The sequence below is a fragment of the Pseudomonas sp. PS01270 genome (genome assembly GCF_029959775.1).
GTDB classification, from domain to species: domain Bacteria; phylum Pseudomonadota; class Gammaproteobacteria; order Pseudomonadales; family Pseudomonadaceae; genus Aquipseudomonas; species Aquipseudomonas atacamensis.
Window position 1 is genome coordinate 23,112 of the sequence record NZ_JASCPT010000055.1, and the last position, 14,099, is coordinate 37,210.

17 protein-coding genes, 1 tRNA gene and 1 pseudogene are annotated in these 14,099 nt (G+C 58.4%); 4 read left to right on the forward strand and 15 right to left on the reverse strand.

All coding sequences use genetic code 11. The annotated features are described in order from the left end of the window. Positions 1-132: 132 nt before the first annotated feature. Positions 133-1,167: an alpha/beta hydrolase gene (locus QMX86_RS16190; protein WP_122704124.1), complete on the reverse strand. Its 1,035-nt coding sequence runs from the start codon at positions 1,165-1,167 to the stop codon at positions 133-135. 307 nt (positions 1,168-1,474) lie between these two features. On the opposite strand from QMX86_RS16190, the gene QMX86_RS16195 reads away from it, so the two are divergent. After that, positions 1,475-1,549, forward strand: a tRNA-Gln gene (locus QMX86_RS16195). Between the two features lie 114 nt (positions 1,550-1,663). Here the strand turns inward: QMX86_RS16195 and QMX86_RS16200 are convergent. Continuing rightward, positions 1,664-3,652, reverse strand: a complete 1,989-nt coding sequence (locus QMX86_RS16200; RefSeq protein WP_110645430.1) for a U32 family peptidase — start codon at positions 3,650-3,652, stop codon at positions 1,664-1,666. Between the two features lie 224 nt (positions 3,653-3,876). Between QMX86_RS16200 and QMX86_RS16205 the strand changes: the two genes are divergently transcribed. Beyond that, entirely contained in the window at positions 3,877-4,362 is a 486-nt protein-coding gene (locus QMX86_RS16205; protein WP_122746101.1) for a hypothetical protein, read from the forward strand. Positions 4,363-4,519: 157 nt separating this feature from the next. Here QMX86_RS16205 and QMX86_RS16210 read toward each other — a convergent pair whose 3' ends face one another. Beyond that, positions 4,520-4,900: a RidA family protein gene (locus tag QMX86_RS16210; protein WP_024013136.1), complete on the reverse strand. Its 381-nt coding sequence runs from the start codon at positions 4,898-4,900 to the stop codon at positions 4,520-4,522. 215 nt (positions 4,901-5,115) lie between these two features. Between QMX86_RS16210 and QMX86_RS16215 the strand changes: the two genes are divergently transcribed. Then, the gene (locus tag QMX86_RS16215) at positions 5,116-5,529 is read left to right on the forward strand and encodes a cupin domain-containing protein (RefSeq protein WP_122746102.1); all 414 of its coding nucleotides are present in this window, start codon (positions 5,116-5,118) and stop codon (positions 5,527-5,529) included. A gap of 12 nt (positions 5,530-5,541) precedes the next feature. On the opposite strand, the gene QMX86_RS16220 is transcribed toward QMX86_RS16215, so the two are convergent. The 5 genes from QMX86_RS16220 to QMX86_RS16240 form a co-directional block, all read right to left on the reverse strand. Further along, positions 5,542-5,793: a hypothetical protein gene (locus tag QMX86_RS16220; protein WP_122746103.1), complete on the reverse strand. Its 252-nt coding sequence runs from the start codon at positions 5,791-5,793 to the stop codon at positions 5,542-5,544. Continuing rightward, the gene (locus QMX86_RS16225; RefSeq protein ID WP_016774941.1) at positions 5,790-6,047 is read right to left on the reverse strand and encodes a DUF6555 family protein; all 258 of its coding nucleotides are present in this window, start codon (positions 6,045-6,047) and stop codon (positions 5,790-5,792) included. Before QMX86_RS16225 ends, QMX86_RS16220 begins: the two co-directional genes overlap by 4 nt. Positions 6,048-6,251: 204 nt before the next feature. Beyond that, positions 6,252-6,803 carry an ATP-dependent Clp protease proteolytic subunit gene (locus QMX86_RS16230; protein WP_073476696.1) on the reverse strand — a complete coding sequence of 184 codons (552 nt, stop codon included), beginning with the start codon at positions 6,801-6,803 and terminating at the stop codon, positions 6,252-6,254. 97 nt (positions 6,804-6,900) lie between these two features. Then, positions 6,901-7,248 (reverse strand): general stress protein, encoded by a 348-nt coding sequence (locus QMX86_RS16235; protein WP_282384417.1) that lies wholly within the window; start codon positions 7,246-7,248, stop codon positions 6,901-6,903. 470 nt (positions 7,249-7,718) lie between these two features. Beyond that, the gene (locus QMX86_RS16240; RefSeq protein WP_016774938.1) at positions 7,719-7,895 is read right to left on the reverse strand and encodes a general stress protein; all 177 of its coding nucleotides are present in this window, start codon (positions 7,893-7,895) and stop codon (positions 7,719-7,721) included. Between the two features lie 327 nt (positions 7,896-8,222). Between QMX86_RS16240 and QMX86_RS16245 the strand changes: the two genes are divergently transcribed. Continuing rightward, a complete protein-coding gene (locus QMX86_RS16245) occupies positions 8,223-8,390 on the forward strand; it encodes a general stress protein (protein ID WP_110645428.1) in 168 nt (55 codons plus the stop codon). Between the two features lie 67 nt (positions 8,391-8,457). On the opposite strand, the gene QMX86_RS16250 is transcribed toward QMX86_RS16245, so the two are convergent. The 7 genes and pseudogenes from QMX86_RS16250 to QMX86_RS16280 all read right to left on the reverse strand — a co-directional run. Continuing rightward, a complete protein-coding gene (locus QMX86_RS16250) occupies positions 8,458-8,688 on the reverse strand; it encodes a hypothetical protein (RefSeq protein WP_016774936.1) in 231 nt (76 codons plus the stop codon). A 154-nt stretch (positions 8,689-8,842) separates the two neighbouring features. Further along, positions 8,843-9,880 (reverse strand): DNA topoisomerase IB, encoded by a 1,038-nt coding sequence (locus QMX86_RS16255; protein WP_207809766.1) that lies wholly within the window; start codon positions 9,878-9,880, stop codon positions 8,843-8,845. 71 nt (positions 9,881-9,951) lie between these two features. Continuing rightward, positions 9,952-11,031, reverse strand: coding sequence for a molybdenum ABC transporter ATP-binding protein (gene modC, locus QMX86_RS16260; RefSeq protein ID WP_282384414.1), 1,080 nt, complete (start codon positions 11,029-11,031; stop codon positions 9,952-9,954). 3 nt (positions 11,032-11,034) lie between these two features. Further along, positions 11,035-11,715, reverse strand: a complete 681-nt coding sequence (gene modB, locus QMX86_RS16265) for a molybdate ABC transporter permease subunit (RefSeq protein WP_122506786.1) — start codon at positions 11,713-11,715, stop codon at positions 11,035-11,037. Further along, a complete protein-coding gene (gene modA / locus QMX86_RS16270) occupies positions 11,716-12,429 on the reverse strand; it encodes a molybdate ABC transporter substrate-binding protein (RefSeq protein WP_282390401.1) in 714 nt (237 codons plus the stop codon). It lies immediately after the preceding gene. Between the two features lie 187 nt (positions 12,430-12,616). Continuing rightward, complete coding sequence (locus tag QMX86_RS16275; RefSeq protein ID WP_282385229.1) at positions 12,617-13,681, reverse strand: nitronate monooxygenase family protein; 1,065 nt, start codon at positions 13,679-13,681, stop codon at positions 12,617-12,619. A 105-nt stretch (positions 13,682-13,786) separates the two neighbouring features. Continuing rightward, a pseudogene (locus QMX86_RS16280) lies at positions 13,787-14,099 on the reverse strand (autotransporter); the annotation flags it as partial.

A 14,099-nucleotide genomic window follows, 5' to 3' on the forward strand; every position in this document is an offset into this window, starting at 1 on the left:
ACCTGAAAGATGGATGTCGATTATGGATTCACTACAGCGCTTTCAGGTTGGCGTGACTCTTCGACATCCCCCGATCAGTTCCCTTTCCCTTCGGGAGAGGGCTAGGGTGAGGGGCTTTTGTGGGCGGGTCTGTCAGAGGTGATCCGCATCAACCACAGCCTGCGCAAACGCCTTCGGGTCCTCCTGCGGCAAATTGTGCCCAATCCCACCCTCAATCAACCTGAATTGATATTTCCCGGTAAAACGCTTGGCATAGTCCTCAGGCTTGGGATGTGGCGCTCCATTGGCATCGCCTTCCAGGGTAATCGTCGGCACGCTGATCGAAGGCGCAGTAGCCAATTTTTCTTCCAGCGCGGCATATTTCGCCTCGCCCTGCACCAGGCCCAGACGCCAGCGGTAGTTGAACACGGTGATCTCGACGTGATCGGGGTTCTGCAACGCTTTGGCGCTGCGGTCGAAGGTGGCGTCGTCGAATTTCCATTGCGGCGACGCCAGTTGCCAAATCAGTTTGGCGAAGTCGTGGGTATTCTTTTCATAGCCGGCGCGGCCGCGTTCGGTGGCGAAGTAGAACTGGTACCACCACTGCAATTCGGCTTTCGGCGGCAGCGGGTTTTGACCGGCGGCCTGATTGCCGATCAGGTAGCCGCTGACCGCTACCAGCGCTTTCACGCGCTCTGGCCACAAGGCCGCGACGATGTCCGCCGAACGCGCGCCCCAGTCGTAGCCGCCCAGCACCGCTTGTTTGATTTTCAGCGCGTCCATGAAGTCGATGACGTCGCTGGCCAATGCCGCCGGTTGGCCGTTGCGCAGAGTGGCTTTGGACAGGAACTGCGTGTCGCCATAACCCCGTGCATACGGCATCAGCACGCGGTAACCCTTGGCCGCCAGCAGTGGTGCGACTTCGTCATAGCTGTGAATGTCGTAGGGCCAGCCGTGCAGCAGGATCACCACCGGGCCATCGGCAGGACCGGTTTCGGCGTAGGCTACGTCGAGCAAGCCTGCCTTGATGTGCTTTAGCGGGCCGAAAGGAGAGGGCGCGGAATAGCTGACGGCGGCGGCTTCTGTGGTTTGCGCCTGAGCGCTGCCGACGGCGCCGAGCAGTGACAGCGCCAAGACTGACAAACCAAGTGCGGCCTTGATTTTAGAGGTATGCAGAGCCTGTTTCATGCTGACGTCTCCTTTGCGAGCCTGTGGCCAAGGGGCTGGATGAACCCTTGAAACCCTGGGCGCATTGAAGCGTAGCGAGGTATCCGTTGTGTGTCCCCGGACGGCAGTTTTGCAAGGGCGTGTATGGCGGCGGGGTGCGTATACACTGTGATACACAGAGGCGAAACCCAATGTTTTCGCGCGAAAATAATAAGTCGCTGTTTTAAAACAAAAAATATTTCATGTCGGGCTTCCCAAACGAAATGAATGTTGTTAAATTGCGCCCCGTTCTCACAGCGATCCTAACGGAGCCGCTGACCAGAGCTACAGGGGCGTCGCCAAGCGGTAAGGCAGCAGGTTTTGATCCTGCCATGCGTTGGTTCGAATCCAGCCGCCCCTGCCATCTACGACAAAACGCCAACTTCGCAAGAAGTTGGCGTTTTTTTATGCCTGCGATTTACTGCGCTTGAGCCAGCCGGGGCGTGCGCGATGCCGAAGCGCCGCGCACGCCGGTCACTCAGTGCGGTGCGCGCGGGATGGTTTTCATCAGGTCTTCAGGGCTGATGTGGCCGACCACGCTGCCCGGCTGCGGCAGGTTGAGGATGTGGCCTTTCATCTTGCCGATGATGTGCATCTCGCACGGCTTGCAATCGAACTTAAGCGTCAGCACCTCATCGCCGTGGATCAACTGCATCGGCGCGACCTTGGTACGCACACCAGTCACGCCTTTGGCCTGTTTCGGGCACAGGTTGAAGGAGAACCGCAGGCAATGCTTGGTGATCATCACCGGCACTTCGCCTGGCTCTTCGTGAGCTTCGTACGCCGCATCGATCAGCTTGACGCCGTGACGGTGGTAGAAGTCGCGCGCCTTCTGGTTGTAGACGTTGGCGAGGAAGGTCAGGTGCGAATCCGGGTACACCGGCGGCGGCGTGGTTTCGGCCTTGCGGCTGCCACGCGGATGCGCGGCGACACGTGCCGCAGTCAGCGCTTCGATGACTTCGCGGCGCAGGGATTTGAGCTGCGAGTTGGGAATGAAGAACGCTTGCGGCGCATCCAGCTTGATGTCGGTGGCGTGATACTGCGTGGTGCCGAGCTGGCCGAGCAGGTCGCGCAATTGCTCCAGCGCTTGCTCAGGCTTGTTGGCAACACCAAACGGCCCGTTGAGGGTAACGCTGGCGCTGATGCCTTCTTCGCTGGTCGCGGTCACTTCCAGCTGTTCTTCGCGCAGACGAGCGAGCCAGCTCAGGGCCACACGACGTTCCGAAGAAGTTTTCTGCAACGCCTGTTGCCAGTTGTGATCGAGGTTGCGATTCAACGGATGGCTTGGACGCAGCTTGAACAGGCCTTCAGGCATTTCGTTCGGCTCGACGCGGTAGCGGTAGCGCTTCTCGCCGTCTTCTTCGAACTCGCCTTTGGCCTCGGCGATGTTGGCGCGGAAACCGACCACTTCGCGTTTGACCAGAACGTTCAAGCCATCGCCGTTGGACAGCGGCTCATGGGTGACGACCTGCATGTCACGCTTGCCGACTTTCTCCACCGTACCGACCGGCAGGCCGGTAAAGGTTGGCGAGTCGAAGGCGCCGATGTCGATCTTGCGATCAGTGACGAAATAATCGGTGCTGCCACGGTGGAAAGTCTTTTCCGGATCGGGCAGGAAGAAATGCACGGTGCGGCCGCTGGAAGCGCGGGCCAGGTCCGGGCGATCCTCGAGCACGTCGTCGAGGCGCTGGCGGTAATAGGCGGTGATGTTCTTCACATAGCCCATGTCCTTGTAGCGACCTTCGATCTTGAATGAACGCACGCCAGCCTCAACCAGTGCGCGGATGTTGGCGCTCTGGTTGTTGTCTTTCATCGACAGCAGGTGTTTTTCGTAGGCGATCACGCCACCCTTTTCGTCTTTCAAGGTGTACGGCAAGCGGCAAGCCTGGGAGCAGTCGCCTCGATTGGCGCTACGGCCGGTTTGCGCGTGGGAGATGTTGCACTGGCCGGAGAAGGCCACGCACAGCGCGCCGTGGATGAAGAACTCGATGGCGGCATCGGTTTCATCGGCGATGGCACGGATTTCTTTCAGGTTCAGCTCACGGGCCAGTACCAACTGGGAGAAACCGGCCTGATCGAGGAACTTCGCTCGCTCGAGGGTGCGGATGTCGGTCTGGGTCGAGGCGTGCAGCTCGATCGGCGGAATGTCCAGCTCCATCACGCCCAGATCCTGGACGATCAGCGCATCGACACCGGCGTCGTACAACTGATGGATCAGCTTGCGCGCCGGCTCCAGTTCGTTGTCGTGCAGGATGGTATTGATGGTGGTGAAAATACGCGCGTGGTAACGGCGGGCGAACTCGACCAGTTCGGCGATTTCGCTGACTTCGTTGCAGGCGTTGTGGCGTGCGCCGAAGCTCGGGCCGCCGATGTACACGGCGTCAGCGCCATGCAGGATGGCCTCGCGGGCAATGGCGACATCGCGGGCAGGGCTGAGCAATTCCAGGTGATGCTTGGGCAAGGACATAGTTTTTTTAGTCAGGCGGTCACGGGCAAGGGGCGCATTGTACCTGTGAAACACCCAGGCGGCACCAGCGTGCCGATATCAGGTACGAAGGACCTAGCACAATACGAGGCAATGCATAACTGTAAAGTCTGTCAGTTGTCCTTCCGCGTCCAAAGCGTGAACATCGGGTGGGAGCGGGAAAGTCGCTCTGGCCTATATCACGCAAGACATTGGAGATTAATATCATGAAAGGTAATAGCGCCTTCGCGACGATTGGTATCTCGGATTTCGCGTCGTTTAAATCTCGTCCTCGGAAGACGGCCGAGGTGTATTACAAAGCGGTCGTTTCACCCAATCATCCGGGCATTGGCAAGCCAATATTCTCCGCTACTCGGCATCTTTATTTCGGCACAAAGGAAACGTTCAGCGTTATTGGTCAATATTTTACGGACGAGGTGGGTGAGATTATTTCATTTGTGATAGATCGCTCCCTTACGGACGGTACGCATGAAGTTGGCGGGTTCGGAAGTCCCGTGGCGGGATTGATGACTATGTCGCATGAAATTTTATATGCGAAAACAGGAACGATAGAGTTTGCGCGCAAACACGAAGAAGGTATCGATTCGATTACGGCAACATTCAATTTTGAGATCGAGCACCGCGGGCAAACATACCGGGTATCAGAAGGTAAACTGTTTGTTGTAGCTAGCGGTCCGCTTCAAGTTTTGTGAATAGACCGTTGACGCCAATTCGCTCAACGGGCGAGCCAGCGCTTGCCAAACGGCCTCATCCTGGTGGCTGCTGTGTTTGGCGCGCGCCCTTAAGTATTTTTCACAGCGTATGCCGCACCCGGAATCGTGGCGGCAGCCTACGCTGTATTTCCGCAAATCAGCCCTTGGCCGCCATCGCCGTCACTTCCACACGCATCCCTTCAACCGCCAGCGAGGCGACGCCCACCGCTGCCCGCACTGGCCAAGGCTTGGCGAAATAGCGTTTGTACACTTCATTGAAAGCCCCGCGATCGCCCATGTCGGTGAGGTAAATGGTCAGGTGCAGCACCCGGTCCATCGAACTGCCGGCACGTTCCAGCGCGACTTTCAGTGCTTGCAGCGTGCACTCGCTCTGCTCGGTGATGCCGCCGAGTTCCAGGCTGCCATCGGCGCGGGTTGGAATCTGCGTGGAAACCATGATGCCGCCGAAGGTGGCAACGTCGGAAGAAATCGAATCGGTGTCGGGATCCGGCGTGAAGATGATGTCTTGATTGGCCATGGGCATCTCTTGTTTGAGTGAATGAAGATTGCGGCAGTTTACAGATTGTTTTCCGCCATGGCCCGGTCGGGTACCGCAACACGTTTGTATAAGCATGTATCAACCCTCAGCGCATACACACGGCAACACCAAACTGCGCCTTCGAGACACATCCGCCCTACATGCCGAGCCCAAAGTAGCCCTCACACCAACACTACGTTCAAGAGGGCATCACCATGTACCGTCAAATGTTTCTGGCTTCTGCCGTTATCTTCGCCTCCCTGACCGGCTTCGCCCATGCGGCGGATGCGCCGGCAACGAACTGGCAGAAAGGTCTGAGCCGCACCGATCTGGTTCGTCAGGATCTCGGCGCTGACAATCGCGAGGTGATTCAGGCGCGTATCGATTTCGATGCTGGCGTCACCTCACCTCGGCATGCGCATCCCGGCGTGGAAGTCGCCTATGTCATCAGCGGCACGTTCGAGTATCAGCTCGAAGGGCGGGCGCCGGTGATACTCAAGGCCGGTGATTCGTTGTTCATTCCGGCGGGCGTCGCGCATGTGGCCAAAAACGTCGGCAACGAGAAAGGCGTCGAACTGGCCACATACGTTGTCCCGAAAGGCGAACCGCTGCTGATCCTCAAGCCATGAGGCGCCAGTCCGCTATTTCGAGCGCGGCTTGCTCATCGCGCGCTTGATGCGCATCCAGTCCTGATAGGCCGCCGTTCGTTTGGCGTCGGCCATAGCCTTGGCTTCGCTGAAACGGGCCCAGGCTTCAGGATTGTCCGTGTCGTTCTCGATGATCCTGTAAGCCGCTTCTTCGAGCTGATCGGCCTCGCGGAACATCGAGGCATTCTCCGCCATCTCGTCATCCCACGAGCGGCCGAAACCGAATTTCAATGTGCGTTCTGTCATTTCACGTGATCCTCCTCCCAGACCAAAGGTACTGATTCTCGCCATTGCACCTCGGTCACGCCAAAGCGTTCCGCCATCGGTTTGGAGAAACGTTTCAACGGAGGTCGCCCGGGGCGGGGGATGGGCGCGATACCCGCGTCACAACTTGCCCATTGCCACGCTTCGGCATTGTTCATGGTTTTTGTGCGAATGACGAATGACCTGGGCTTCCCGTGAAGCAGGTAATCGATCACGTACAAGTCCTCTCCGCTCATACATTTCCTCCGGCTGTTAAGAAGAGGGATATCTGGCGAAATGAATAATTCAGAGAAATTGAAACGGGCGTGATGACCGGCTGATTGGGCGATTTGTAAGTCTGTACGGCAGAGTGAATCTGTACAACTTCGTCTGGAATTTTTGGCTGAATTGCCGGCTGTTAAGGAACGCGCCTGCTACGACGCGTTATCAAGTGGGACGAGTCAGGAGTAGATGCACGAGCAGACAAAGTCCGCGTGAACCTCGGTGTCTTCAATCGCCGTAATAAGGCCTGAATGCATGGCTTCTTCAGGATTGATGATGCGCGGCGCTGCTGTCAGATATTTCTCTGTCTCCAGCGCATTTTTTCCGTTGCTCGTACGCTCGGCGACAATCTGGGCGTAGAGGTGCAAGTCGTAATCCAGGCTCATGGCGTATTCCGACATGCGCGAATGATCGACCGAACCTTGCAGGTGCCAATGAAATGGGTGAAACAGAAACTTGCTGTGGGTACAGGCGGTGCGGCGCTGGCCGGCCAGAAAGACAATGTTGCCCATCGATTCGACCGTTCCCAAATTGTGGGTGTGTACCGGAATAGGCAGGGCCAACAGGAAGTTGTACATCGTGAAACCGTAACTGCATTCGCCGCCCATGGTGGCGATGTTGACGATCAGTCGCGGTGCATCTTCCTTTACGGCGAGCGAGGCTTTATCGATCAATTGGCCGCAGGTCGAGGCATTGATCGGGCCGGTGAAGTTGATGACATGAACAGGCATGGCGATTCCCTCGGCTGGTCAGGACTCCTAAGCAATAGCTGTAATTTCGCTTGAATGAAAGTGGGCAGGGGAGCCGCGCTCCCCTGCACCCGACGCATCAACTGTTGCGCCCGCCACCATGGCTGTTCTGACCACCTTTGTGTCCAGCTTCAGAGGCTTTTTCCCGATCGTTGGCAAAGTTGCCGCCGCTGCTCTGGCCGCCCTTGCTGCCAGCTTCGGACGCTCTGTCCCGATCGTTGGCAAAATTGCCACCGCTGTTCTGGCCACCTTTGCTGCCGGCTTCGGAGGCGCGCTCAGGATCATTCTTGAAGTTGCCGCCACTGTTCTGGCCGCCTTTACTGCCGATTTCCTGATAGAACTCTTTATCGTGCGAAGCCGAAGTGGCATCACCACCTTTCTTGCCTGCTTCGTTAACCGACATGCTGCCTTGTTTATCTTGTGCCATTTCAAACTTCCTCATTTTCTCTATATAGGCACTCGGCGAATCAAGGATGCACAAACTACGTGCCGTCGTTGTTCGCGAAATGCTCATAAAGTTTACTGATGTCGTTTGCTTTAGTTGGTCTGGCTTGTCTTGTGACTACAGGTTAGACCTTTGTGCTAAGAGGAGCGCTCATAAGTCGGCGTTGTATCCGGTGTCCGGGAGTTTTCAGAATTTACTGCAAGTTCCCGGCGTTCATAACATTCCTGCTGAACACTTTCCCGGTATCTTGGACTGATTTGCTGTCGTTCGACACAAGGTGACACCGACGGACTGTCCGACCTGGTCACGTACGAACTGCGCACTGCTTCGGGATACACTTCCGCTCCCTTGTTTCGTTGCACTTCGCCTCGTGCGAAAGCCGGTACCGTTCTCATGATTACGCTCCATCAGCTGATTTCAAAGGGCAGCGAGGCTGCCCTTGTACCGCTAGCTCAGGACTTGCGACCGCCGCCGTGGCTGTTCTGCCCGCCTTTGCGGCCAGCCTCGGATGCTTTTTCACGATCATTGGCAAAGTTGCCGCCCGACGACTGACCGCCTTTCTTGCCGGCTTCAGATGCCTTTTCACGATCGTTTGCGAAGTTACCTGGATTTTTATTTCCTGTGGTCATGATAGCTCTCCGATATCAATTAACGTTTCGCTAGTTATGTCCGTTGTCGCACCGGACATCTACTCCGATTACGAGCCGGCGAAAAATGTTTTGAAAATTTTTCCTCAGGCCGATGAACGGTAAGTTTGTGATGAAACTTATACAGCCTGCTGTTTTCTGCGCCGCTTCGTATAACTTTTCGAGTTGCTGGTTGATGTGCAAAAGAGGTTGGAGTTTGTTACCGCTTCGCTTCGGAATTCTGACCATTTGTCGGTGCGAAGTTGAACTGTGATTGGCTGAAACTAGAGTCTGTTAAGTGTATGTATTAACTAGTCTGAGGACATTGAGATGACCAATCATCACAAGGATCAACCGTTCGCTGAAGACCCACAGAAAATCAAGGAAGCCGGCAAGAAAGGCGAGAGTCCAGTCAACGTGAAAGTTGATCGGGCCGAGAAGGCACGCGTCGGCGGGCAGCACAGCCATGGAGGCGGCCGTACCGGCAAGGGCGACTGAGTCGGTCGGAAAAGTACCAATCGGCGTCCTCTCTGCGCCGATGCAGAGAGGACTGCTACGCGGAGGCCTATCTGAACCGTGGCAACGGCCGGTCGATCGGTTTGAGCGTCGAGAGCGTATCGCGAATCAGCGGCGCATCTTTTTCGATGTCGTGCAGCCGGTCGCGAATTCGCAAAGCCGTCGGATGCCCGCCCTGATGATCAACCCAGTCGGCAATCTCTTTGCAGGCGGCTGCGAGGCGCGCCTGGCGGGCGTCGAGCAGGGTGAGGAGGGTGGTGATGGACTCTTTTTCGGACATGAAACACCTCCGTTCGCTGAAACGGCTGAGTTGCAACAAAAAGTCCGCGTGGCGCGAACCTTCAGATCAACTATAGAAGACCTGTGTGATCGTGCAAAAAATACCCAGTTCAACTCGTCGGCGAAACCCGTGTAGGGGTGCGTTACGCTGGAGATCAAGACGCCTCGCTTACCTCACACATCCGCTCGAGAAACATCGCCAAGGCTACTTCCTCAGCGCGCAGGCCTTTGCGCACGCGCGGTCGGGGCAGTTCGGCGAGGGCGCCGAGCATGAAATGTTCGACCACTGCGGGGTGGATGTAGCACTTGCGGCACACCGCCGGCGTGTTGCCCAGCTGTTTGGCGACGTTCTTCACCGCTTCTACCACATGGCGCTTGGCTTCGGTTTCCGACTCATGCTGCAACTCGCGCAGCACCGACAACGCCAGGGCGCTGCCCGCCCAGGTGCGATAGTCCTTGGCGGTGAACGCCGCGCCGGTGAGCTTTTGCAGATAGGCATTGACGTCGGAGGAGGTGACGGTGTGCCGTTCGCCGTGTTCATCAAGGTACTGAAACAGGTTCTGCCCGGGGATCTCCAGGCAGCGCTTGATGATTCGCGCCAGGCGACGGTCCTTGACGGTGATCTGGTGCTCGATGCCGCTCTTGCCACGGAACTGGAACAGGATCGCGCTGCCGTTGACCTCGACATGCCGACTGCGCAACGTGGTCAAACCGTAAGAGCGATTGTCCCGTGCGTATTGGGTATTGCCGACGCGGATCAGCGTGGCGTCGAGCAAGGTAATCACCGTGGCCATGACCTTGTCGCGGCTGAAGCCCGGCTCATCGAGCAGCGCCTCGAGCTTGCGCCGCAGTTTGGGCAGGGCCATGCCGAAGTCGCGCAGGCGCGAGTATTTGTCGGCGTCGCGCACTTCGCGCCAGCGTGCGTGATAGCGGTACTGTTTACGCCCGCGCGCATCGCGGCCGGTGGCCTGCAAATGACCGCACGGGTCGGCGCAGATCCACACATCGGTGTAGGCCGGTGGTACCGCGAGGGCGTTGATGCGTTTGATTTCGTCCGGGTCGGTGATGCGCTGGCCCGACGGTTCGAAATAGACGAACTTGCCGCGCAGTTTTTTCCGGGTGATACCAGGCTGAGTGTCATCGACGTAATGCAGATCGGCGGGCAGAGCATCTGTCAGCACGGTATCGGGCATGGCGGTTTCCTTCGGTCATACGGCAGTCTGTAACTGATTGACCGCAGGCGCTGGCCGTCGTGCCGAATGTTTTACGCGAGCACCGCCACTGCCTTGATCTGTGCCCACAGCCGCTGGCCCGGATGCACGCCCAATTGGTCACGCGAGAAGCGGGTGATCCGCGCCAGCAGCGGCGTGCCGCCGGCATCGAGGCGGATCAGCACATGGGCACTGTTGTCAGCGGCCTGTTCGCTGATGACGGTAACGGGCAGACGATTGAGAATGCTGCTGGCTGCATCATTGTTCAGCGCCAGGCTGATGTCGCGGGCGTGCACTTTGCAGCGCAGAGCCTGGCCCACGGCCATCGGTGCATGGGTGACGCGAATGTTCATTGCAGTGGCCGGCAGTTGCAGGCTGAGCAATTGATAGGTGGCGTCGTAGGCGCTGACCTGGCCTTCGATGATCACCCCGGCGTCATCGCCCAGCGCCAAAGGCAGGTCCAGGCGCGCAAGGGTTTCACCGATTGGGCCGCTGGCGAGGGCTTTGCCATCACGGAGCAATACCAAATGATCGGCCAGACGCGCGACTTCGTCCTGGGCATGGCTGACGTACAGCAGCGGAATATCCAGTTCGTCGTGCAGGCGTTGCAGGTACGGCAAGATTTCGCTTTTGCGCCGGCTGTCGAGAGCCGCCAGCGGTTCGTCCATCAGCAACAGTTTCGGGCTGGTCAGCAGGGCGCGGGCGATGCCGACGCGCTGCCGTTCGCCGCCGGACAGATGATGTGGATGACGCTCGAGCAAATGGCTGATGCCGAGCAGTTCTGTGGCCTGGTTCATATCGACCCGGCGTTGCGACTTGGCGATGCGTTTGAGACCAAACTCCAGATTGGCCAGCACCGACAGATGCGGGAACAGGCTGGCTTCCTGAAACACATAGCCGAGCGCACGTTTATGCGGCGGCACGAAGATGCCCTTGGCACTGTCCTGCCAGACCTCATCGTTGATCTGCACAAAACCCTGCTCTGCGCGCTCCAGCCCGGCGATGCAGCGCAGGCAAGTAGTTTTGCCCGAGCCGGAATCGCCAAACAGCGCGGTGACGCCGCGGCCCGGCACTTGCAGATCGATATCCAGTTCGAACCCCGGATAAGTGCGTTTCAGGCGTATATCAATCATTGATCAGCTCCAGCCTGCGCGGGTCTTGCGGCTGGAGTACAGCGCCAGCAACACCAGAAACGAAAACACCAGCATCGCCGCGGACAGCCAGTGCGCCTGGGCATATTCCAGCGCTTCGACATGGTCGTAAATCTGCACCGATACCACGCGGGTCTTGTCGGGAATGTTGCCGCCGATCATCAGTACCACGCCGAACTCACCCACGGTGTGGGCGAAGCCGAGAATCGCTGCGGTGATGAAGCCGGGGCGCGCCAGCGGCAGGATCACGCTGAAGAACGTGTCCCAGGGATTGGCGCGCAAGGTCGCCGCGACTTCGAGCGGGCGGGTGCCAATTGCCGAGAAAGCGTTTTGCAGCGGTTGCACCACGAAAGGCATGGAGTAGATCACCGAGCCGATGACCAGCCCGGTGAAACTGAACGTCAACGTGCCCAGCCCCAGCCATTGAGTGAACTGACCGAGAAAACCGTGCGGCCCCAGCGCCAGCAGCAGATAAAAACCGATCACCGTCGGCGGCAGCACCAGCGGCAGGGCAACGATGGCGCCGATCGGGCCGCGTAACCAGGACGAGGTGCGCGACAGCCATAACGCGATCGGTGTGCCGATCACCAGCAGGATCGCAGTGGTCAGTGACGCCAGTTTCAGGGTCAGCCAGATCGCAGCGAAGTCGGCACTGGTCAGCGACATTTACAGTTCATACCCAAAGGATTTGATCACCGCAGCGGCTTTCGGGCCCTTGAGGTAATCGACCAGAGCCTTGGCAGCAGCGCTGTCCTTGCCTTTGTTCAAGATCACCGCGTCCTGTTTGATCGGATCATGCAGGGTGGCCGGAACAATCCATGCCGAGCCGCTGCTGATTTTGCCGTCCTTGTAGATTTGCGACAGCGCCACAAAGCCCAGTTCGGCGTTGCCGGTGGAGACAAACTGGTAGGCCTGCGTGATGTTCTGGCCTTCGACGATTTTGCTTTTCGTGGCTTCTCTCAACTGGAGTTTTTCCAGCACCTGGGTGGCGGCGAGACCGTATGGCGCGGCTTTCGGGTTGGCGATGGACAAGTGCTGGTATTGGTTGGTTTTCAGCACGTCACCCTGTGCATCGACATAACCTTCTTTTGCCGACCACAGCGCTAGCGTGCCGATGGCGTAGGTGAAGCGCGAGCCTTTGACGGTTTCGCCTTCCTGTTCGAGTTTTGCCGGGGTGCTGTCGTCAGCTGCGAGAAACACTTGGAACGGTGCGCCATTCTTGATCTGGGTGTAGAACTGGCCAGTGGCGCCGTAAGCGGCGACCAGTTTGTGGCCGGTGTCTTTTTCGAAGTCGGCAGCGATCGCCTGGATTGGCGCGGTGAAGTTGGCGGCGACCGCCACTTGCACTTCGTCAGCCTGCGCGGCGCCGATGCTGAACATTGCGAGGAGTGAAGCGAAGCAGGCAGGGGCGAGGCGTGTGGCAGCAAGTGTCATGTAAAGGCTCCGTGATCGGCGGTAAATGCTTTGCTTTGGATAACGCCGATACACGGGCGCAATCGCTGTATACGGAAATATATAGCGATACGCCGCCAAGTGGCGAGGGAATGAATCCGCTCGCCGCGTAAATTCAATGACGGTTGAGTTTCGCGAAGGCGCCTTCGGCCAGTTGCCGGGTCAGTTCAGCGCTGCCGATATCCTTGCCGAGCGTAAGCGCCTGTCCGGCCCAGAGGTTGGCAAAGTCGGCGTCATCCTTGGCCCGCAGCGGCATCAGCGCACCGCCAGCCAACGGGAAGGCCGGCGCCTGCGCTGACATCGGGCCGAGTTCACGCATCGCCCGATTGACAATGCCCCGTGCCGGGCGTCCGGTAAAAATGTTGGTGATGGCGGTCTGGCTTTCCTTGGCGGTGCGCAGGGCCTTGTGGTGTGAGGCGCTGACTTTGGCTTCCGGCGTGAACAGGTACGCCGTGCCGACTTGCACCGCCGAGGCGCCGAGCATCAACGCCGCTGCAACACCCCGCGCATCGCTGACCGCGCCCGCCGCGATCACCGGCACTTTTACCGCGTCGACCACCTGCGGCACCAGGGCGAAGGTGCCGACCTGGGTGCTCAGATCATCGCTGAGAAACATCCCGCGATGGCCACCAGCCTCATAGCCCATGGCGATGATCGCGTCGCAACCGTGTTGCTCCAGCCAGATCGCTTCTTCGACCGTAGTCGCAGACGAAAGGATTTTCGCCCCGGTCGCCTTGACCCGATCAAGCAGGGTTTTATCCGGTAGCCCGAAATGGAAACTCACCACCTCGGGTCGGAACTCTTCGAGCACGGCACACGCGGCCTCGTCGAACGGAGCACGGTTGGACACCGGCGTCGGCGCCTCGAAATCGGCACCGAGTTCGCGGTAGTAAGGTTCGAGCAGGTTTTTCCAGTCACGGGCCCGCTGTTCGTTAGGCGCCGATGGCTGGTGGCAGAAGAAATTGACGTTGAACGGCTTGGTGGTGTGCTGGCGAATTGTTTTCAGTTCTTCGCGCAGTTGCTCGATGCTCAGCATCGCTGCGGGCATTGAACCGAGGCCACCGGCATTGCACACGGCAATCACCATCGAAGAGTTGGTCGCCCCGGCCATCGGGCCCTGGATGATCGGCAGTTCGATACCGAGAAGATCAAGGATGCGGGTGTCTGGCCACTGGCTCATATAGCAATTCTCCGAACGATGAAACGGGCAGGGACGGCACGCGGTTTTTAACAGCAAAACCGGATGCGGGGCCAGTCTGAAATTCTGAACATCACGTGCAGTTTTTCAGCGTCGGTGCAATCCTCCGCCGCCACCGCCAAACGAACGGTTCATCATTTGTGAAGAATGGTTGAAGTTGTGCGTGCGCTGATTGCCGAGATTACGTGCGGCGGATTCGCGGTTGAGATTCTGCAATTGCGCATTGTTGTTCGCGGGTCTGGTGCGGTTGGCACCGCTGCCGGCCACGGACTGCCAGCCGTTGTCGGTTTTCTTGTAGACGTTGCCGTCGCGCCCGGCATAAACATTGTCGCCGACCCGCGCGGCGCCGCCGTTGCGGCCATGGATACCGCCGTATTGCGTGGTGTTGCCGGTATTGGGG